The following is a 21,916-nucleotide window of genomic DNA, read 5'->3' on the forward strand; positions in this document are numbered from 1 at the left end:
TACCGTGAGGGAAAGGCGAAAAGAACCCCTGTGAGGGGAGTGAAATAGATCCTGAAACCGTGTACGTACAAGCAGTGGGAGCCGATTTATTCGGTGACTGCGTACCTTTTGTATAATGGGTCAGCGACTTAATTTTAGTAGCAAGCTTAACCGAATAGGGGAGGCGTAGGGAAACCGAGTCTTAATAGGGCGTATAGTTGCTAGGATTAGACCCGAAACCGGGCGATCTACCCATGGCCAGGTTGAAGGTTGAGTAACATCAACTGGAGGACCGAACCCACGTATGTTGAAAAATGCGGGGATGAGCTGTGGGTCGGAGTGAAAGGCTAATCAAGCCCGGAGATAGCTGGTTCTCCTCGAAAGCTATTTAGGTAGCGCCTCGTGTCTCACCATTGGGGGTAGAGCACTGTTTCGGCTAGGGGGTCATCCCGACTTACCAACCCGATGCAAACTCCGAATACCAATGAGTGCAATCACGGGAGACACACGGCGGGTGCTAACGTCCGTCGTGGAAAGGGAAACAACCCAGACCGTCAGCTAAGGTCCCAAAGTTATAGTTAAGTGGGAAACGATGTGGGAAGGTTTAGACAGCTAGGAGGTTGGCTTAGAAGCAGCCATCCTTTAAAGAAAGCGTAATAGCTCACTAGTCGAATCGGCCTGCGCGGAAGATATAACGGGGCTCAAACTATACACCGAAGCTACGGACGCATGCTTGCATGCGTGGTAGAGGAGCGTTCTGTAGGCCGTTGAAGGGAAAGCTGAGAGGCATCCTGGAGGTATCAGAAGTGCGAATGCTGACATGAGTAACGATAAGGGGAGTGAAAAGCTCCCCCGCCGGAAGACCAAGGTTTCCTATCCAATGCTAATCAGGGTAGGGTGAGTCGGCCCCTAAGGCGAGGCTGAAGAGCGTAGTCGATGGGAAGCAGGTTAATATTCCTGCACCACTCAATATTGCGAAGGAGGGACGGAGAAGGCTAGTCCAGCGCGGCGTTGGTTGTCCGCGTTTAAGCGTGTAGGCTTAAATCTTAGGTAAATCCGGGATTTTTTAAGGCTGAGGCGTGATGACGAGGTCCATTAGGACTGAAGTGGTTGATGCCATGCTTCCAGGAAAAGCTTCTAAGCATCAGATATTGAGTGACCGTACCCCAAACCGACACAGGTGGTCAGGTAGAGAATACCAAGGCGCTTGAGAGAACTCGGGTGAAGGAACTAGGCAAAATGGTACCGTAACTTCGGGAGAAGGTACGCCGCTGATGGTGATGGGACTTGCTCCCTAAGCTGTTGGCGGCCGAAGATACCAGGTGGCTGCGACTGTTTATTAAAAACACAGCACTGTGCAAACACGAAAGTGGACGTATACGGTGTGACGCCTGCCCGGTGCCGGAAGGTTAATTGATGGGGTTAGCTTCGGCGAAGCTCTTGATCGAAGCCCCGGTAAACGGCGGCCGTAACTATAACGGTCCTAAGGTAGCGAAATTCCTTGTCGGGTAAGTTCCGACCTGCACGAATGGCGTAACGACGGCCACACTGTCTCCACCCGAGACTCAGTGAAATTGAAATCGCTGTTAAGATGCAGTGTATCCGCGGCTAGACGGAAAGACCCCGTGAACCTTTACTATAGCTTCACAGTGAACTTTGAACCTATTTGTGTAGGATAGGTGGGAGGCTTTGAAACTGGGACGCTAGTCTCAGTGGAGCCAAACTTGAAATACCACCCTGGTATGTTTGAGGTTCTAACTCAGGTCCGTAATCCGGATCGAGGACACTGTGTGGTGGGTAGTTTGACTGGGGCGGTCTCCTCCCAAAGAGTAACGGAGGAGCACGAAGGTATGCTAATCATGGTCGGAAATCATGAGGTTAGTGCAATGGCATAAGCATGCTTAACTGCGAGACAGACACGTCGAGCAGATACGAAAGTAGGTCATAGTGATCCGGTGGTTCTGAATGGAAGGGCCATCGCTCAACGGATAAAAGGTACTCCGGGGATAACAGGCTGATACCGCCCAAGAGTTCACATCGACGGCGGTGTTTGGCACCTCGATGTCGGCTCATCACATCCTGGGGCTGAAGCCGGTCCCAAGGGTATGGCTGTTCGCCATTTAAAGTGGTACGCGAGCTGGGTTTAGAACGTCGTGAGACAGTTCGGTCCCTATCTGCCGTGGACGTTTGAGATTTGAGAAGAGTTGCTCCTAGTACGAGAGGACCGGAGTGAACGAACCTCTGGTGTTCCGGTTGTCACGCCAGTGGCATTGCCGGGTAGCTACGTTCGGACAGGATAACCGCTGAAAGCATCTAAGCGGGAAGCCCCCTTCAAGATGAGATCTCACAGGACTTTAAGTCCCTAAAGAGCCGTTCAAGACTAGGACGTTGATAGGTTGGGTGTGTAAGCACGGTAACGTGTTGAGCTAACCAATACTAATTGCTCGTGAGGCTTGACCATATAACGCCAAAAGCGTTGTACAAGCGAAGAAGTACGATTAAGTTTACGAAGGATAAGTGCTTGATAAGCGCATGATGTAGGACCTAGACAGTGGATATCACAGATTCAAGGATGTAGATTGATTGTAGGATTGATTGATCTTCATTCACCTTTTTTGCTTGGCGACCATAGCGAGATGGAACCACCTGACCCCATTCCGAACTCAGAAGTGAAACGTTTTAGCGCCGATGGTAGTGTGGGGTTTCCCCATGTGAGAGTAGGTCATCGCCAAGCACCTCATTTAATAAGAAAGCCTCAATGCTCACGCACTGGGGCTTTTTTATTGGGCGCTTGAAAGTGCGTGCTAGGACAAAAACGCTAGAAAGAGCGTGCTAAAAAACACACGCTAGCAAGTACTGGATGATAACGGGCCTATAAACCGCGCTGGTAAACTCGCTGTGCTGCGGCTACTCCACTACCTAAATCAATGTCATACCCTAGGTCTACCATGGTCATCTCTGCAGCTGCGATGCCAGATAAAGCCATAACATCGGTCATCGCCCCTAAATGGCCAATGCGAAATAGCTTGCCCGCCATTTTTCCTAAGCCGCCGCCAAAAGATACACCATAGGCTTCATAAGCGTGTTGAGTAACTAAGTTGGCATCTTTGCCTTCAGGCACCATGATGGCTGTAACCGTATCAGAATATAGCTCAGGATTTTTGGCGCATAACTCAAGGCCCCAAGCTTTGACTGCAGCTCTGATGCCCTGTGCTATACGATGATGGCGTGCATTAACGTTATCCATACCTTCGTTTAATAACAGTTCAACACTGGCCTTTAAACCACTGAACAGTTGCAAAGGTGGAGTGTAAGGGTAACTGCCAATCTTATTAGCGTTGGCCATGTCGTTAAAGTCGAAGAAACAGCGGGGCAAGGTTGCAGTTTGGGTTGCTGCCATAGCCTTAGGGCTCACTCCCACTATGGCAAGGCCAGTATTTAACATGAAGCCTTTCTGAGCACCTGTGATGGCTACATCTACTCCCCAAGCATCCATTTGAAAGTCCATGCTGGCCAGTGAACTTACTGCATCGACCATTAACAAGGCACTGTGGTTGGCGTCATCAATGGCCTTGCGAACCCCATGCACGTCACTTTTGACTGCGGTCGCTGTCTCGTTGTGGGTGACCAGCACCGCTTTAATCTCACCTTGCTGATCAGCTTTTAAGCGCCGCGCGAATTCTTCAACCGGCGCTCCAGTACCCCATTCACAATCTACCACTTCAACATCTAAGCCAAAACGCTGACAAAGATCAATCCAACGTTGGCTAAACATGCCATAGCAAGCAATGAGTACCTTGTCACCGGCACATAGAGTGTTGCTAATCGCGCCTTCCCAACCTCCAGTTCCAGTCGCAGAAAATAATAATACCTGACCTGTGTCTGTTTTAAATATTTTCTTCAGGTCGTTAAGTAAAGGCATATAGTCATCTGCAAAATCGGCAGCACGATGGTCAAAATTACTGACTGACATGGCCGCTTTTAAAACATCGGGTGTGTTAGTGGGCCCTGGGATGAAGATGGGATTCTGATGGCGCATGAAAAAGACCTTTATTTAATTTATTTAAGACTCATTTTGAAGCCAAAACGACTATTAAACAATTTTATTGGAAAATTATTCCATAAGGCTTTAAAATAAATAAATTATTGAAAAATATAGAGTTATAATATTTCATAATTAATAATAAATTAGCTATGGAAAATAAATTTATCCATGTTGACTGTGGTTTATCATTATATTTATCGGTAGCGAAGCTAAAGCTTGGTGATATCTCAAGCATACAAATGATACGGTTTAATAGGAGACTGGCATGAATGATGTTAAACGGGGTCGAGGTCGACCAAGGTCTGTGGTGCCTGATGCCAATGTGTCAACAGTGCAAGCCTTAGAACGAGGCATATTGTTACTCCAAGCCTTAGCCCAGCATAATGCTGTCAGTTTAAGTGACTTGGCGCTACAGGTGGGTATGCCTGCCTCCAGCGCCCATCGGCTGTTGATGACACTGCAACAGCATGACTTTGTAGACTTTGATGAGAATACTCAACTATGGCACGTGGGTCTTGAGGCTTTTCGCGTAGGCAGCGCTTATCTGTCCAGAACCAATCTGTTGGAAGCTGCGCGGGGGCCTTTAAGAGACCTCATGGAAATTACCGGTGAGACTGCAAATTTGGCAGTGATGGACAATGCTGAAGTCGTGTTTGTGGCACAGGTAGAGACCACGAATCCAATTCGAGCTTTCTTCAGTGCAGGGACGCGGGCTTTAATGCACTCCTCTGGCATTGGGAAGGCCTTATTAGCACAAATGCCCAGACGTAGATTAGAGGCCATGCTCCACAGTGCTGGCTTGCCCAAATATACCCCCAAAACCTTGTCAACACCTGCCGAACTTTATACAGATTTAGCAGACACCGCTAAACGGGGTTGGTCTTATGACCAAGAAGAACGCTATGAAGGTATGAGTTGCGTGGGCGCAGCAATCCGCAATGCCCACGGTGACTTAGTAGGTGGCATTTCTGTATCAGGGCCGAGTGTGCGTTTTGATCCTCTACAAGTCGCAGTAATTGGGCTTAAAGTTAAAGCTGCTGCAGATTTAGTGACGTTAACCTTAGGTGGCAAGGTATAGTGAAAAACTTCATATCCCTAATTATTACGGTATTATTTTCTCAATAAAGGCTTTAATTACCGGTACTAACTTGGCTTCTTTTAAACACACTAAATGTTCGATTACCTTCAGCTTGGTGTTGCGTATATTTACCGGCTGTATACGCTGATCTAAAGTTAGCTCACCAGCCTGTATAATGCCTACGCCCAACCCCAATGCAACTGCTTCTCGTAAGCCTTCACTACTACCGATTTCCAGTACCTGCTGGCTGATAATATTTTGACGGCGTAATTCTTGTTCAAACAAGGAGCGCGTGTAAGAACCTGTTTCTCGAATAATGAGTCGCTGATCTTCTATCTCCCTCAGAGCCACATTTCGGCGCTTCGCCCATGGGTGAACTGTACTAACGAAAAAAATAATTTCATCTTGACGAAAAGGAGTGGATACCAAGCGTTCATGATGACTTGGCTCAGGCATAATACCTATGTCAAAGTGGCCTTCAATAAGCTGTTGGGAGACCCATTGCGTATTGCCAAAATCTATCGCGACTTTAATACTAGGGTGTTGGCTTGCGAAGTCTTTAACCAAAGGCATAATTAAAAACGGACTGTCAGCGGCAATGCGAAGGTGCCCACTTAACATGCCACGAGAACTAGACAGTAACTGTTCCATTTCAACTTCTGTTGCATGTTGTTTTCGAGTCATTTCTAATAACGCCCGGCCCATAGCCGTCACAATAACACCCCGTCCATGGCGCTTGAATAACTTAACACCATAACGGTCTTCTAAACCTCTGACATGATCTGACAGGGTAGGTTGGGTGAGATTCAGGCTGGCCGCTGCTTTAGTAAAGCTGCCTTGCATAGCAACTGCATGAAAGGCCTTTAAATGTGAATGATTAATAGATAATTCCTATATCTAATATACAAAATATCGACTTGATCTTTATATTGCCTATGTTTTACACTTTTGTGAATACTTAAGAAAGTGTTTTATTAAATTCTTGATAAGAAACTTATACTACTAATATTTCAACACCAAAAGAAGGACTTATGACAGGGAAACAAGATATTAAAGTAAATGGGCGGTCCTATAAATGGCCAGATAGGCCAGTAGTAGCCGTTTGTATTGATGGCTCTGAACCCGCTTACATTGAGGAAGCAGTGAAGGCAGGAATGATGCCTTGGACTGAGAAAATTATTAATGGGCAAGGGTCTGATCTACGTTGTGATTGTGTGGTGCCAAGCTTTACCAACCCCAACAACATGTCAATTGCAACGGGTGTGGAACCTTCGATACATGGCATTTGTGGCAACTTTTATTACGATGCAGAAAATGATCGCGAAGTGATGATGAACGAACCACACTTGCTGCGTGTAGGGACCTTGTTTAGTGCCTTTCAGGAGGCAGGAGCCAAAGTTGTTATCGTTACGGCTAAAGATAAACTGCGCAAAATGCTGGGCCATGGTCTCACCTTTGGTGATGGCTCTGGCGTGTGTTTTTCGTCAGAAAAAGCGGATGTGGCTAGTCTTTCTGAGCACGGTATTGAAGGAGTCGTCGACCTTGTTGGCAAGGAAGTGCCCTCAGTTTACAGCGCTGAACTTTCTGAGTTTATTTTTGCTGCGGGTGTGAAACTAATGGACACCATGCGTCCAGACATTATGTACTTGTCAACAACGGACTATATTCAGCACAAGTTTGCCCCAGGCAGCGCTGGTGCTAATGCGTTCTATGCCATGATGGATGGTTATTTTGCTCAATTAGAAGGTTTAGGTGCTCGTATTGCCCTCACTGCGGATCATGGCATGAATCTTAAACATGACGTCGATGGGGATCCTGATGTGATCTATTTGCAAACTGAGTTAGATGCGATGTTAGGCGTTAATGAAGCCCGAGTAATATTGCCAATTACTGATCCTTATGTAGTGCATCATGGCGCTTTAGGTTCCTTTGCTACGGTTTATATTAAGCCAGAGCATAGGGCCAAGGTGTCGGCCCACCTGCAGGCGATGGAAGGTATTGAAAGTGCCCTTGATAATGCAGCAGGGTGTGAGAAGTTTGGTTTACCTAGAGACCGCATGGGAGACTTAATTGTTGTCAGTAGCAAAAACAAGGTATTGGGCACTACCTCTGAGCGTCATGATTTATCTGGTTTAGATGTTCCTTTGCGATCCCATGGAGGTATTTCAGAACAATGCGTGCCTTTAATTGTGAGTCAAACTGTGAGTGGTTTAGATGCTGACAAACGCCTGCGTAATTTTGATATATATAATGTTGTGCTTAACCATGCGCAGGGCTAGGAGCCAAAGAAAATGAATACAATTAATCGAGCTTTACCAGAAGTACGTCATGAACTCATGCGTATTGCGGGACAGAAAGTGGCTGGTGATACGGGTAAAACCCTAAATGTGCACTACCCCTATACCAACCAAGTAATTGGAACAGTGCCTAGAGCTAGCCGTGCTCAGGTCGCTGAAGCTTTTGCCATAGGTGCCACTTATAAATCTAAACTGACACGTTATGAACGACAACAAATATTATTCCGTACAGCAATAGCCCTTGATGGCAGGAAAGACGAAATTTCTGATCTAATTACGTTGGAAACTGGGCTGTGTAAAAAGGACTCATTATATGAAGTAGGGCGGGCTTATGATGTGTTTATGCTTGCTGGACAAATGTGTATTCAGGATGATAGCCAAGTCTTTTCATGCGACCTGACCCCGCACGGGAAACAACGAAAAATATTCACTCTACGTCAGCCATTAAGGGTGATTTCTGCCATCACTCCTTTTAACCACCCACTCAATATGGTGGCGCACAAAATAGCTCCTGCTATCGCAACCAATAATTGTGTAGTTTGCAAGCCCACAGAATTAACCCCGCTAACGCCGCTGCTGTTAGCTGATATTCTGTATGAGGCAGGTTTGCCAGTGGAAATGTTATCGATGGTGACTGGTTTACCTGAGGACATTGGTGACGAGATGATCGCTAATGAACACATAGAACTGATTACCTTTACAGGAGGGGTTCCTGTTGGTAAACACATTGCGAAAAATGCAGGGTATAAGCGCCATGTGCTTGAATTAGGCGGTAATTCACCCTTGATTGTGATGGAAGATGCCGACCTAGATAAAGCGGCTGAATTAGCTGTAGCTGGGGCAACTAAAAACTCTGGCCAACGCTGCACAGCGGTCAAACGTATTATTTGCATTGACTCAGTGGCGGATGATTTTGTTGCATTATTAGTGCAAAAAGCCCGCAAGATAAAATATGGCGACCCCATGGATCCAGCTACGGATTTGGGTACAGTGATCAATGAAGCTTCAGCTAAGTTATTCCAGCAACGGGTGCATGATGCCATTGGACAAGGAGCTCAGCTGCTCTATGGCGATGACCGACAAGGCGCTTTATATTCACCTACGGTATTGGATAATGTGCCCTATACCTGTGAGCTGGTGCAAGAAGAAACCTTTGGCCCACCCATTCCAGTGATTCGAGTTAAAGATATCGATGAGGCTATTGCCGTAGCTAATTCCACAGCCTTTGGTCTGTCAGACGGGGTTTGTACTAATCGTTGGGACTACATTCAACGGTTCATTGAGGAGCTTGACACAGGCACCGTGAATATTTGGGAAGTGCCAGGCTATCGCATAGAAATGTCACCTTTTGGTGGTATCAAAGATTCAGGCATGGGTTATAAAGAGGGTGTTATTGAAGCGATGAAGAGCTACACCAATTTAAAAACCTATTCACTCCCTTGGTGATTAACGCCTGTACCTTTGCAAGACTGAGTCTGGAGGCTATTTATGCAAGCTAAAGAGATTAACAAGATCGAAAATCCGTACTTGTTGTTAACCCCAGGGCCGCTCTCTACGACCCAGTCGGTGAAGCAAAAAATGCTACGAGATTGGTGTACTTGGGATAACGATTACAATCAAATTGTTCAGCAAATACGCAGTCAATTAGTAAGGCTAGCCACCTCTCAGTCAGGCTATACGGCCACTTTAATGCAGGGTAGTGGCACCTTCAGTGTGGAATCGACGATTGGCTCAGTAATACCAGAAGATGGAAAATTGGTGGTGTTAGTCAATGGTGAGTATGGCCGTAGAATTGTTCAAATAGCTAATAAGTTGGGTATCAATACTATCGATATCGATAGTGGGGAGTTAGCTCCCCCTGATCCACAGGCGCTCTCGAAGTTGCTGCTACAAGATGAGCAGATCACCCACATAGCTATGGTTCACTGCGAAACGACAACAGGTATGCTTAATCCACTGACAGAGATTGGCGAAATTGCCCATAAACACAACAAGGTTTTCATTGTTGATGCTATGAGTAGTTTTGGAGGCACAGCCATTGACATGGCAGAGCTACACATTGATTTTTTGATCAGCAGCGCTAATAAATGTATTCAAGGCGTGCCCGGGTTTGGTTTTGTACTGGCCAAACATTCAAGTATGAATGCCATAGCCAATCGCTCTCGTTCTGTGAGTCTTGATTTATATGATCAATGGCGGTGTATGGAGGATAATCAAGGTAAGTGGCGTTTCACATCACCTACCCATGTGGTGCGGGCTTTTGCGGAGGCTTTGAAGGAACTTGAAGCGGAGGGGGGAGTAGGTGCTAGACAGCAGCGGTATTACGAAAACCAGCGCACTCTAGTTACGGGCATGCAGCGTTTGGGTTTTGAATGTTTACTGGATGCTAAATTACAGTCATCTATAATAACCTCCTTTTATAGCCCTCAGCATGCTGATTATAATTTTAAAAGGTTGTATGACCTACTCAAGCTCAAGGGATTTGTGATCTATCCTGGAAAGGTCTCAAAAGCGGACTGTTTTCGCATAGGGACCATAGGAGACGTCTGGCCAAGTGATTTAGATAAATTTATTAAGGCAATAGAAACTGCTATGTATTGGAAAGATGATTAGTGTAAATCACCAGTGCTATTATTAATTTCCAATTGCAGTTTTGTATTCGTTCAATTAAGGTAAGGTGAGGTGACATAAAGGTATAACTTAAAGAATTACGTTTAATACGCACAAAAGTATCAATGAGTTAGCCACTGCAGCGATATTTAAAAGAGGTTAATGGTTTGGTTGTTTGTTAACAATTTCCCATTACGACTTCATATTACTGTAACATTAATCTGGTACATTGATGTTGGTATAGTCTGATCTATGAATACCAAGCTTAACTATAAGATAGTACTTTAAAACAAAAAAAAGGAATAACTATGAAGAATTTCATCTACCCTGCAGCTAGCATACTTGCCTTGGTGGTGAGTGGCGTCGCAACTGCGGCGAGTTGCCCGCCTGCCACAGTGGCTGACCCTATGGGTGTCGGCCAAGGTGCTTTCCCACAGCAATATGAATTAGCTGAATTTGAGTCTATCGGCAACTGTAGCGTGACCTTAAACGGTAACCCACAAGCTGCCGCACTCAATGCTACTATTAGAGGTAATAAAGCGTTACCTTCGCTAACTCAGCGCATACCTTCAGAACCATTGGTAGTAGCTCCTTATGATTCCATTGGCTCTTATGGTGGAACGTTAGATGCCCTGTCAAACGCAACAGAATCAGGCACCTCTGATTTTATGTCAACCCGCCACGTTAACCTGCTAAGATATTCTGACGACTTGACAACCATTGTTCCGATGATTGCCAAAGGTTGGGAATGGAACGACGATTTCACACAGTTGACGTTCTTTTTGCGCAAAGGTCATAAGTGGTCAGACGGAGCACCGTTCACTGCTCATGACGTGAAGTTCTGGTATGACCACCTAGCCACAGACGCTAATGTTCGTGAAAAGCCAAAGGATTACGTTCTTGTTGGTGGCGAAGTAATGAACCTTGTTGTGCTTAATCCCCAAACAATTCAGTTCAACCTTCCAAGCCCAAAACCTGGTCTACTGTCGCACTTTGCTAACCATTATGCGCAGGGCTTCCAGCCTAAGCACTTTCTTGGTCAGTTCCATCCGGACGTAAACCCTGGTGCGGATGCGCTAGCAAAGTCCCTAGGCTTTGAAAATGGTTATGCTGTGATCAAAAGTTACTATGGTAACTCTGATTGGATGGATACCCCATCTCCACTGCTGTCTGCTCCTGAGCAAGTTGCAGGAATGCCCGCAGATACTATGCCAACCCTAGAGAGCCATATTATCACTCGAGAAAATACGGAAGGGCGCCATTTAGTTGCTAATCCTTATTACTTCCAGATTGATACAGCGGGTAATCAGCTGCCATACATCAATGAACAGGACGAGTTGTATGTGGGTGAGCGGGAAGTTCGTCTTCTGAAGTTAGTTAACTCTGAAGTTGACTATAAGTCTCAGTCGCTGAACCTCGATTACGCACCATTACTCCTTGAAAATCAGGAAAAGGGTGATTTTACAGTTGAGCTAAGGCCTGAGATTGCCATGAGTACCTTTTCGTTCAATGTGACGTCAGACAATATGGAGAAACGTAAAGTGTTTGGTGATTTGCGTTTCCGTCAAGCGATGTCAGTTGCAATGAACCGTGCGGAGATCAATGAAGTGGTCTACTTCGGTCTTGGTACACCTCAGCAGTACACCGCATTCGCACCTTCACCTAGCTTTATTAGTAAAGAAATGGAGCAATCATACGCGCAGTATGATCCAGATATGGCTAATGCTCTGCTAGATGAAATGGGAATGCTAGATGTAGATGGCGATGGAATGCGTGAATTACCAAACGGTGATCCTTTGGTATTAAATATGCAGATTGCTACGCAAGGTGGATCTCTCAAGCTAGTTGAGGTGACGGGACAAAACTGGCGTGACGTTGGTATCAACAACACTGTTAAGGAAGTGACAACGGACGAATATCGTTCTGCACAATCTTCTAACAGCCTTGATGTTACCTACTACGCGAAGGGCCAGCCCCTTGCTGTTATACTGGGTATTTCAGAGCTGTTTCAACCCCCGTTTGACAACTACTTTAACCACACATCAGGTATGTTGTGGGGACAGTATGTTGATACCAATGGAGCTGAAGGTGTGAAACCACCTCAGTGGGTCTACGACTCTATGGACGGCATCAATGCCTTCCAGTCTGCCATTGCTGGCTCTGATGAGTCTAACAAAATTGGTGAAGCTCTTGTTAAAACGGTGGTTGATAACCTGTTGTTCATTGGCACTGTGAAAGCTGTTGCGCCAATTTATCGCACCAACAAACTGCAGAACTTTGCTGACTTTAAAACTCAGTCTTATGCGTACTACCGGACCTATCCGTACCGTGCGTCACAGTGGTGGTTGGACGAGTAAACCAATTACTCTGAAACGACAAATCCGCGGGCAGTATTGACTGTCTGCGGATTTTTAATGGGCTAAAATAGCCCGAACCAATTCTCTGTGGATATATTCCAACATGTTGCAGTTCTCCAAATTTTTTGCCATCAGAGCTATGTTAGCGATCCTCACCCTAGTGATGGTTTCGTTTATCGTTTTTACTCTGATGGAGCTTGTTCCAGCCGATTGTGCCGAGCGGTATGTGGCATTTAAGAACTCTCAGGGATCCGTGATTACGCCGGAAGACATCCAAGTAGAACGTGTTCGCCTAGGTTTAGACCAACCCTATATTCAGCGCTGGGGCTCATGGATTATCAACGCCTTTCAAGGCGAATTTGGCAACAGCTGCATACTTCGCGTCGATATCGCCCAACTTTTGGGGCAAAAGTTTTGGCTAAGTCTTGGACTTTGCTTATCTGCTCTGCTGCTTGCTTACCTTATTGCAATTCCTGTTGGGATAATTGCAGCAACGTCTAAAAATGCAGTTTTGAATAACTCCTTACGCCTGGTGAGTTACCTGGGCTTGGCATTACCTAACTTTTTGTTGGCCTTGATGATTATGTTGTTCTCTACAGTCTACTTTGGCGACAGTTTGACGGGCCTATTTTCGAAGGAATACCGTGATGCTGCTTGGTCTACAGATCGTGTGTTGGACTTTTTAGGCCATGCTTGGCTGCCCATCTTTATCCTTGGCTGGTCGGCGACAGCATTTGCAATCCAAACGGTGCGGGCCCTAATGTCAGATGAAATAGGGAAGCTTTATGTGACTGCAGCATCAGCGCGAGGCGTCTCTGGTAGCCGTTTATTAATGCGTTATCCAGCACGACATGCGCTTAGCCCTATTATCAACTCAGTAGGGTTTGATCTTAATCGTATATTTAACGAGTTGCCCATCGTTGCACTCATTTTAACCCTAACGGAGGCCGGCTCTTTGTTAATTGAGGCTCTGGCTCGTTCAAACGACCAACAACTTGCTGGGGCTATCATTTTTATGCTTACGGCCAGTATTGTGGCGCTTAACTTTGTGACTGACATTATTCTTGCGCTGACTGATCCGCGCATTCGCCGCAGCATTGTAGGGTAACGGATATGAGCAATATTACAGATACATCCCTGGCTGCAGATCAAAAACTCAAAGAAGCCTATTTTACTGCTTCTCAAGGGCAGCTGATATGGCAGAGGTTTAAACGAAATAAATCAGCTTTGGCAGGTGCCTGGGTTCTAATCATACTCATACTCTCTGGTATATTTTCTCCTTTTTTGACCCCTTATGATGCTTCGATCGCAGGGCGCGATAAGGACTATTTAAACGGTGCACCTCAGGTGCCCTCTTTTTGTGACGATAATGGTTGTTCTTTGCGGCCGTTTATTTACACCTATGAGCGGACTCGCTCATTCAAAACTAACTTTCGCTGGGTGAGTGAGGAAAAAACAGGCTTAGAGGATCGTCGTTATGTGACCTTCTTCAGTGAGGGTATGGAATACACCTTCCTTGGGATCAAATTTGACCGTCATCTGTATGGTGTTGATAAGGGGCAGATCCATATTTTTGGCACTGACTCGACAGGCAAGGATATTTTCTCTAGGACTCTTACAGCCGTTAACACTTCGATGGCTGTTGGCACCATTGGTGTTTTGATTGCATTTTTTTTGGCTTTACTTATTGGTGGGGTCTCAGGCTATTATGGTGGAAAAATAGATTCCGTTCTGCAAATGGTAACAGATACAGTAAGGACTATTCCCAATATTCCTTTGTTCATGGCATTGGCTGCATTCGTCCCTGACACGTGGAGCTCAGAGGAAAGGTTTTTCTTCATCTCGCTCGTGCTTGGTTTGATTGGCTGGACGACATTGGCACGACGCATTCGCACACACCTGCTTAGCGAACGAAATCAAGAATATGTTCTGGCAGCACAGCTGTGTGGAGCCTCTCCAAGTCATGTGATCCGGCGACATCTGTTGCCTAGTTTCACTAGTTATATTATTGTGGATTTAGTGATTTCCTTCCCATATATGATTTTGTCTGAAACTGCACTAAGTTTTATAGGGCTGGGCCTGAAAGACCCTGTTAACTCGTTAGGTGTCATGCTACAAAACGTGACCAGTGCTGATGTTCTATTAAATTATCAGTGGTACTTTATCCCAGTCATATTTTTCATTGTTTTGGTGCTAGCGTTTGTTTTTGTAGGTGATGGTTTACGCGATGCTGCTGACCCTTATGCGGATACTAATAAATGACACGTTTACTTGATGTAGAAAATCTAACCCTTGATTTCGATACGGATGAAGGCCGTATAACGGCTGTTGATGACGTATCATTTAGCCTAGAAGCTGGGGAAATCATGGGTTTGGTGGGCGAAAGTGGTTCTGGAAAATCAGTCACAGCTAAGGCCTTGATGAAGCTCAATGCGAGTAATGCAATCTATGGCCAAAACACTAAAATAAGCCTAAATTTGGCTGATGGACCAGTGGATATCATGTCCTTGAGTACAGCCAAAGAGTTGCAAATTGTGCGTGGTGGAGCTATTTCCATGATCTTTCAAGAGCCCATGGCTAGCTTTGCTCCAGCCATTACCATTGGTGCTCAAATGGTGGAGCAGTTATTGATCCACACCAGCATGAGTGCCCTTAAGGCTCAAGAAGTCTCTATAGAGATGCTTAACAGAGTTGGAATTTCGGATGCCAGCACCCGATTTAAGCAATATGCGTTCGAGTTGTCTGGCGGTATGCGCCAAAGGGCAATGATAGCGATGGCGTTGTCTACTAATCCTAAGTTACTTATTGCTGATGAACCGACAACGGCCTTGGACGTAACCATTCAAGCGCAAGTGATAGATCTGATGAAGGATCTAGTGAAAGATTTTGGTATGGGTATTGTGTTTATTACCCACGATCTGGGCGTTATTGCCCAAACTGCAGATTCGGTAGCGGTCATGTACCTTGGACGAGTAGTCGAAAAAGGCCCTGTTCGTCAGGTTATTGGTAATCCGTCCCACCCATATACTCAGGGATTAATACAGGCTTTGCCTAGATTAGATGATTTAGACTCGCCATTAACACCCATTCCAGGGGATATACCATCACCTTTAGAACGTCCCAATGGCTGTGTTTTCAATACTCGCTGTAGCCAGTTTTTGGGTTCCCAATGCAGTGCTGAAATACCTGAGTTCACTCCCATCTCCCATGACCATATGGTGGCTTGCCACATCTACCAGCAAGACCAGAAAGGAACTTAAAAATGAAGCGAGATACGTTAATTTCTGCTACCAATGTGTCTGTTCACTACCCTATTAGTGGAGGTAAATTATTAGGTCCTAAGCCAGTTGTGCGGGCCGTTGAAAATGTCACTCTAAATATCACAAAGGGAAGTTTTTTTGGTTTGGTTGGCGAATCAGGTTCAGGCAAAACAACCTTAGGTAGAGCTATGTTAAAGGCCGCACCCATCACCAGCGGCGTTGTTAATTTTAATGATGGTGAGGTTAACTATAGTCTGTCCAATATGAGTTCGAAAGAGCTTAAGGATTACCGCACTCGGGCACAATTAATTTTTCAAGACCCTTATGCGGCTTTGAGTCCACGCATGACTGTTAGGGACATTATTGCTGAGCCCCTTGAGATCATGCAGCTTACTTCATCACGAGAAGAAACAGACAAAAGAGTGCGGGAAATTGCTGCTAAATGTCGTTTGAATCTTGAACACTTGCGCCGTTTCCCTCATGCCTTTTCTGGTGGTCAACGACAACGCATTTCCATCGCACGTGCGCTGGTATCTGAGCCTAAATTTGTAGTCGCTGATGAAAGTGTTGCAGCACTTGATGTCTCCATCCAAGCCGATGTGCTGAATTTGTTAAAAGAAATTCAGCAGGAGATGGGCCTAACATTTTTATTCATTAGCCATGACTTGAGTGTTGTCGCACATATTTGTGATCACGTTGCAGTGATGTATTTTGGCCGTTTGGTAGAAACCGCACCGACCCGTGAATTGTTCAATAATCCTTGCCACCCCTATACGAAGGCTTTATTGTCTGCAATTCCTTCTCTCGATCCTGATGCAAAGAATCTGGCACAAAAACTAGAAGGTGAAATTCCATCACCCACTAATCCACCTCCGGGATGCAAATTTCAAACAAGATGCCCTCATGCCGTTGATATTTGTCGGCGTGATGAGCCTCAATTAGAAAGTGTGGGTGATGAGCATAATGTGGCATGCCATCGATGGCAAGAATTGATGTAGCGATGACCAAGCAGGGTTAATAGTCTGCAGCTTCAATTAAAATTCATTAAGCACGTCTAACGCAGCTTGATGCAGTTCAGGCGTTGCTGCAGCTACCACTAGGCCATCCCAGCCATCTTGCAGTTTCTCACCCTGCCAATCGGTAATAACGCCTCCAGCACCCTCTATCACAGGTATTAACGCCATGATGTCGTAATAGTGTAGGCTGCCTTCGACCACCAAATCGATTTGTCCAGAAGCTAACAATCCATAATTGTAACAATCTCCTCCAAACCGATGTAGGTAAACTGAATCACTCAATTGTTCAAATTTGTCCAATTGGGTCGCATTAAACATGCTAGGTTCAGTGCAGTAGAGTGTTGCTTGGACCAGTTGTTGGACGTTTGAGGTGGTGCAGATTTCCCCATTGAAGGTCGTGTTCTCATCGATAGTGCCAATCCAACGCTCATCCAGCATGGGCATATCAATGACCCCAATCTTGGGCTGTTGATGGTGAGTGATACCAATTAAGGTGCCAAAGGTTGGCATGCCGGAAATAAAACTTTTAGTCCCATCAATGGGATCAATGACCCAGGTGTAATCGGCCAAATTATGATGGGTTCCGTGCTCTTCACCTATGATGCTATGGTCTGGGTGACGTTGGCTAATGATATGGCGAATCTGGCTTTCTACTTTTCGATCTGCTTCTGTCACAGGACTAGCGTCGGCTTTAGACTCAACGATAATGCGCTGCCGGTAATAGCCTTTTATGGTGGCTCTAGATTGCTTCAATGCATCTTCAATAGTGCTCAAAAAAAGCTTTTTCATGATAGTTAACCAAAGAATTTAACAATAGTATGATTCTACTCATATGCTCGGTGTTTTTGCGTGAAGGGTCAAGCGTGAATATCTTATGGTGCAAATTAGAATAGGTAATATAGCGGTGAATATGCGTTTTTAAAGGGTTATTTTTGATGTCGTGTTGTGGTCTCTATTAATATATTTCATCAGCGTTATTATGAATATTTGATGACGTAAAGACCTACTGTGGTTTATATTATGCGTGGCCAGAAAATATTAAATTGGAGTAAAGCTGAGCATGATTAAAAATGTATTATTCATTACCGCTGACCAATGGCGTGGTAGTTGTCTCTCAGCTTTAGGTCATCCGGTGGTGCAAACACCTAACTTAGATAAACTAGCTGCATCTGGGGTGTTATTTTCTCAGCATTATGCTCAATCAGCCCCGTGCAGCCCCTCGCGAGCTTCAATTCATACTGGCATGTATCTAAAAAACCACCGTGTTTGTGGCAATGGTACGCCCTTGGACAGGCGTTTTACCAACATTGCTCAGGAGGCACGCAAATGTGGTTTCGATCCTGTTTTATTTGGCTACACTGATACTGCACTTGATCCCCGTGATCTAGCCGAAAATGATCCTAGGCGCACTACCTACGAAACAGAACTGCCTGGTTATCGGTTAGGACAAGGTTTAACTGAAGCACCGCTTCCTTGGGTGCAGTGGTTAGCAGATAAAGGCTACTCGACCCCAGAAGACCCTCAATGTGAGGATATTTATCATCAGTTTGATGATCAAAATAGGCAAGATAAGCGCGGGGTAGGTTACCTGCCTGCACCCTACTCTGCTGAGCACTCAGAAACTGCCTTTCTTAATGAAAAAGTGATGCAGTACATCGATGCTCAGAAGGATGAACCTTGGTTTGTGCACCTTTCGTGGCTGCGGCCTCACCCACCTTTTTTAGTTCCTGAACCTTTTCATAGCCTTTATCGATCTGCTGAGCCTGAGGTACCTATACGCCATTCAAGTATCAGCCAAGAAAAGGCTCAGCATCCCTATGTTAAATTTATAATTGATTCATCGTTGGCACGAAAGTCGAGCTACGGTGAGTCTCTTGCGCCCAACATTAGTGAACAAGATTTACAGCAACTTAAAACCACTTACTACGCTATGATGACCGAAGTAGATGCTCAAATGGGACGTTTGTTAGATTTTTTAACCGAGCGAGGATTGCTGGAAAATACGCTGATCGTATTTAGTTCTGATCATGGAGAACAACTGGGTGATCATTATTTATTAGGCAAGTCAGGTTTTTTTGACCAGTCCTACCATATACCTCTAATTATTCGTGCACCCGGTTCAAAATGGGATCAAAGCCGGGGCGTTCAAGTGTCACAGTTTAGCGAAAATATTGATTTGATGCCCACTATTTTAGATCTTTTAGGGGCCGTGCCTCCAGTGCAATGTGATGGCCTCAGCCTGCGACCATTTCTAGAATCTAATGCTGACTTTGCCTGGCGCACCTGTGTGCATTGGGAATATGATTTTCGTGATGTAGTGCAAGGCAAGCCAGAACAACGTTTTGGGCTGTCTTTAGATGAGTGTTCTTTGGCAGTGATACGAGACTATAATTATAAATACGTGCACTTTAACCAGTTGCCTGCGCTGTTGTTTGACCTTCGCAATGACCCAGATGAACTCAATAATTTAGCTGGACACCCTGATTATACTGAGGTGATGCTAGGCTATGCGCAAAAGATGCTCAATTGGCATATGCGAAATAATGACCGCAGTTTGACGGGTTGGCTTTTCCATCAAGATGGTCCAACTCAGCGCCTTACTGAAGACCGGAACACGCAACCGCGTTAGTTTGGACTGCTAGTGCCGGTGCTTTCATCTGCATCACATTCTTGTAACAACCAGTCATTAAAGTCAGCGACGTGGGAGCAGGTGGCTAAGTCAGATTTGGTAGTGAGCCAGTAGCCACCTTGGCTGGGTAAACGGATATTGAAAGGTTCCACTAGTGTACCGTTGGCGAGCTTGTGATTAACGATAGGGGATCGGCCTAAAGCGATGCCCGCACCATGTTTGGCGGCTTTTAACGTGAGCATGGACTGATCAAAGCGATGGCCTTCGTCAGCATTGATATGGCTCACACCAGCGTGGTCTAACCACATTGCCCAATCCTCTGGGTAAAAATTGATATGCAGTAACCTGTGTTTGGCTAGGTCTGATGGTTGTAATAAGGGTTGGGGGCCAGCCAGTAATTCGGGACTACAGACAGGAAATATCTCTTCTGCAAAAAGCAATGTGCTGTGACTGTTGGTGCAAGGTTCCAAAAAGTATTGGATTTCGATATCAAACGCTTCTGGAAAAAAATTGATGTCGTTATCTTGCGCAGATAAATGCACGTCTATACCAGGGTGTTGCCGCTGGTAGTTCGCTATTCTAGGCAACAACCATTGCACAGAAAATGATGAAGGAGCCTTGATGTTAAGGCGAAAAGATTTCCTATCAGTAATGATTTCTTTATAACCCTGGCTGATAAGGTCGAAGGACTTAGTTAGCATAGGCAAATATGATTTGCCTGCATTGGTTAGCGAGAGACGTTGATGAGCGCGGTTAAACAGTGCTAGGCCTAGGTATGTCTCTAAGGTTCTTACTTGGTGACTAATAGCTGCTTGGGTTACATTTAGCTCGGCCGAAGCTGCAGTAAAACTTAAAAGGCGCGCGGCTGCTTCAAAGGCTTTAAGAGCGTTTAACGGAGGCATTCTACGGTTCATATAGACAATTATCGTATTAGTTTTAAAAGCGTTGCATCAATGATCATACCGACACTTTAATCATTACGGATTTGTTAGTCTACCAATGCGTCTGCAGCTAATTCTTGTTGCACTAAAGTGACCCAATAAGCGGCACCTGTTTCCAAAACATCGTCATTAAAATCGTAGTGGGGATTGTGCAGCATGCACCCACCAACGCTATCAATGCCATTGCCCAAAAACACATAACACCCATCTTTCACCCGCAACATGCTGGAAAAGTCTTCAGAGATCGACTTTGGGCGACATGCTAAGTCGACTTGTTCCTGCCCCAATAAGGCTACCGCTGCTTTACCCGCTGATTGGGTTTCCTTCTCGCTGTTAATGGTTGCCCAAAACACGCGGTCGTAGATAAATTCATGTTCGGCACCATGGGCCTGACAAATACCTGCCACTAATTGCCCCATGCGCGCTTCTATCAAATCCTGCACAGGTTCAGAGAAGCTGCGACAATCACCTGTAATAGTGACGGTGCTTGGAATAACGTTTACTGCACCGTCGGTAACGAACTCTGTAGCCGACACCACAGCTTGATGCTCCGGGCCAATGCTACGTGCCACGATGGTTTGCAGTGCGAGTAATATTTCAGCACCAATGACTAATGGATCAATGTGGTGATGGGGCTGAGAAGCATGACCACCTCGACCTTTAACGACAATTTTAAAATTATCTTCACTGGCCATTACGCCACCTGAATTCATAGACATGTGACCTGCTGCCATGCCAGGCATATTATGCAGTCCATAGATGGCCTGCATAGGGAAGCGCTCAAACAAACCATCATCAATCATGGCCTGAGCACCTGCACCATGTTCTTCATCGGGCTGGAATACAAAATAGACCGTGCCATCAAAGTCACCATGTGCCGCTAACTCTTGGGCCGCTCCTAACAACATACTCGTATGGCCATCGTGACCACAGGCATGCATGCATCCGTCGTTGAGTGATTTATGAGAAAATTCATTTTGTTCTTGGATAGCGAGTGCATCCATGTCTGCGCGCAAACCGATGGCTTGGTTAGATGTGCCCTTAGTTAACTGTCCAACGATCCCTATTTTACCAATACCCTCGTGGACGACTAGGCCAAACTCGGTCAGCTTTTGTACCACAAGGGCAGCCGTATCAAATACTGAAAATTCGGTTTCTGGGTGTTGATGCAAATGGTGACGCCAGACTTTCATCTGGTCTTTTGAGGTTTTGAGGAGTTGTGTCATTGGTGTGTTTTAAGTAGAAATCAGAACCTTAATGATGGCATATTTATCCTTTCGCCACTAGCCCCGTTGCTTCAATACCAGCTACTGCTGCAATTAAATCATTGTCTGAGCTATCACCTGTTACACCGAGCGCTCCCAGTGTTTGACCACGCTCGTTTTGGATCAATACACCGCCTGGTACAGGAATCATTTTGCCATCCAAAGCGGCATTAGCGGTGACAATAAAATACGGTTGAGACTCAGCTCGAGCCATCTGTGCACTGCCTGGCATGCCTAGCATAACCACACCATAAGCCTTAGCTTGGGCAACTGCAAAACGCCCTGGTGAAGCACCGTCTTGGCGTTCAAAAGCTTTGACATGGCCACCGGTATCCAACACCACAACAGATAAAGGGTTGAGTCCAAGTGCCTTACCTTTGACAAAGGTGGCATTAATGATTCGTTTTGAGCGACTTAACGATAATTCAGCCATAATTTG

At 45.5% G+C, this 21,916-nt stretch carries 16 protein-coding genes and 2 rRNA genes (1 of these 18 only partly in view); 12 read left to right on the plus strand and 6 right to left on the minus strand.

Annotation, left to right across the window (positions count from 1 at the left end; all coding sequences use genetic code 11):
* Together ABXT59_RS04460 and rrf are read left to right on the plus strand one after the other, a co-directional pair.
* Positions 1-2,440, plus strand: a 23S ribosomal RNA gene (locus tag ABXT59_RS04460); it begins 449 nt to the left of the window's first position.
* A 157-nt stretch (positions 2,441-2,597) separates the two neighbouring features.
* A 5S ribosomal RNA gene (gene rrf / locus ABXT59_RS04465) occupies positions 2,598-2,713 on the plus strand.
* Positions 2,714-2,851: 138 nt separating this feature from the next.
* On the opposite strand, the gene bhcA is transcribed toward rrf, so the two are convergent.
* Positions 2,852-4,018, minus strand: a complete 1,167-nt coding sequence (gene bhcA, locus ABXT59_RS04470) for an L-aspartate--glyoxylate aminotransferase BhcA (RefSeq protein WP_443638002.1) — start codon at positions 4,016-4,018, stop codon at positions 2,852-2,854.
* A 271-nt stretch (positions 4,019-4,289) separates the two neighbouring features.
* Here bhcA and ABXT59_RS04475 point away from each other — a divergent pair, with 271 nt between their 5' ends.
* A complete protein-coding gene (locus ABXT59_RS04475; RefSeq protein WP_443638004.1) occupies positions 4,290-5,102 on the plus strand; it encodes an IclR family transcriptional regulator in 813 nt (270 codons plus the stop codon).
* A 24-nt stretch (positions 5,103-5,126) separates the two neighbouring features.
* On the opposite strand, the gene ABXT59_RS04480 is transcribed toward ABXT59_RS04475, so the two are convergent.
* On the minus strand, positions 5,127-5,984 hold the full coding sequence (locus tag ABXT59_RS04480; RefSeq protein ID WP_443638547.1) for a LysR substrate-binding domain-containing protein: 858 nt from the start codon (positions 5,982-5,984) through the stop codon (positions 5,127-5,129).
* A 149-nt stretch (positions 5,985-6,133) separates the two neighbouring features.
* Between ABXT59_RS04480 and phnA the strand changes: the two genes are divergently transcribed.
* The 8 genes from phnA (at position 6,134) to ABXT59_RS04520 (ending at position 16,624) form a co-directional block, all read left to right on the plus strand.
* The gene (gene phnA, locus ABXT59_RS04485) at positions 6,134-7,381 is read left to right on the plus strand and encodes a phosphonoacetate hydrolase (RefSeq protein WP_443638006.1); all 1,248 of its coding nucleotides are present in this window, start codon (positions 6,134-6,136) and stop codon (positions 7,379-7,381) included.
* A gap of 12 nt (positions 7,382-7,393) precedes the next feature.
* Positions 7,394-8,845 (plus strand): phosphonoacetaldehyde dehydrogenase, encoded by a 1,452-nt coding sequence (gene phnY / locus ABXT59_RS04490; protein ID WP_443638007.1) that lies wholly within the window; start codon positions 7,394-7,396, stop codon positions 8,843-8,845.
* Between the two features lie 42 nt (positions 8,846-8,887).
* Positions 8,888-10,012, plus strand: coding sequence for a 2-aminoethylphosphonate--pyruvate transaminase (gene phnW, locus ABXT59_RS04495; RefSeq protein WP_443638008.1), 1,125 nt, complete (start codon positions 8,888-8,890; stop codon positions 10,010-10,012).
* Positions 10,013-10,317: 305 nt separating this feature from the next.
* On the plus strand, positions 10,318-12,366 hold the full coding sequence (locus ABXT59_RS04500) for an ABC transporter substrate-binding protein (protein WP_443638009.1): 2,049 nt from the start codon (positions 10,318-10,320) through the stop codon (positions 12,364-12,366).
* A 103-nt stretch (positions 12,367-12,469) separates the two neighbouring features.
* Positions 12,470-13,474: an ABC transporter permease gene (locus ABXT59_RS04505; RefSeq protein WP_443638010.1), complete on the plus strand. Its 1,005-nt coding sequence runs from the start codon at positions 12,470-12,472 to the stop codon at positions 13,472-13,474.
* 5 nt (positions 13,475-13,479) lie between these two features.
* Positions 13,480-14,628: an ABC transporter permease gene (locus tag ABXT59_RS04510; protein ID WP_443638011.1), complete on the plus strand. Its 1,149-nt coding sequence runs from the start codon at positions 13,480-13,482 to the stop codon at positions 14,626-14,628.
* Positions 14,625-15,626 (plus strand): ABC transporter ATP-binding protein, encoded by a 1,002-nt coding sequence (locus tag ABXT59_RS04515; RefSeq protein ID WP_443638012.1) that lies wholly within the window; start codon positions 14,625-14,627, stop codon positions 15,624-15,626. Before ABXT59_RS04510 ends, ABXT59_RS04515 begins: the two co-directional genes overlap by 4 nt.
* 2 nt (positions 15,627-15,628) lie before the next feature.
* Positions 15,629-16,624, plus strand: coding sequence for an ABC transporter ATP-binding protein (locus ABXT59_RS04520; protein WP_443638013.1), 996 nt, complete (start codon positions 15,629-15,631; stop codon positions 16,622-16,624).
* Between the two features lie 36 nt (positions 16,625-16,660).
* On the opposite strand, the gene hisN is transcribed toward ABXT59_RS04520, so the two are convergent.
* Positions 16,661-17,431, minus strand: coding sequence for a histidinol-phosphatase (gene hisN / locus ABXT59_RS04525; RefSeq protein ID WP_443638014.1), 771 nt, complete (start codon positions 17,429-17,431; stop codon positions 16,661-16,663).
* A 271-nt stretch (positions 17,432-17,702) separates the two neighbouring features.
* Between hisN and ABXT59_RS04530 the strand changes: the two genes are divergently transcribed.
* On the plus strand, positions 17,703-19,271 hold the full coding sequence (locus ABXT59_RS04530; protein ID WP_443638015.1) for an alkaline phosphatase family protein: 1,569 nt from the start codon (positions 17,703-17,705) through the stop codon (positions 19,269-19,271).
* Here ABXT59_RS04530 and gcvA read toward each other — a convergent pair.
* From gcvA to ABXT59_RS04545, 3 genes are all read right to left on the minus strand, one after another.
* A complete protein-coding gene (gene gcvA / locus ABXT59_RS04535; protein WP_443638016.1) occupies positions 19,268-20,173 on the minus strand; it encodes a transcriptional regulator GcvA in 906 nt (301 codons plus the stop codon). The two genes, ABXT59_RS04530 and gcvA, sit on opposite strands and share 4 nt — an antisense overlap.
* A gap of 86 nt (positions 20,174-20,259) precedes the next feature.
* The gene (locus ABXT59_RS04540; RefSeq protein ID WP_443638017.1) at positions 20,260-21,438 is read right to left on the minus strand and encodes a M20 aminoacylase family protein; all 1,179 of its coding nucleotides are present in this window, start codon (positions 21,436-21,438) and stop codon (positions 20,260-20,262) included.
* A 43-nt stretch (positions 21,439-21,481) separates the two neighbouring features.
* Positions 21,482-21,910, minus strand: a complete 429-nt coding sequence (locus ABXT59_RS04545; RefSeq protein ID WP_443638018.1) for a GlcG/HbpS family heme-binding protein — start codon at positions 21,908-21,910, stop codon at positions 21,482-21,484.
* Between the last annotated feature and the right edge of the window lie 6 nt (positions 21,911-21,916).

The organism is Candidatus Njordibacter sp. Uisw_058, assembly GCF_047730065.1.
Classification (GTDB): domain Bacteria; phylum Pseudomonadota; class Gammaproteobacteria; order Pseudomonadales; family Balneatricaceae; genus Njordibacter.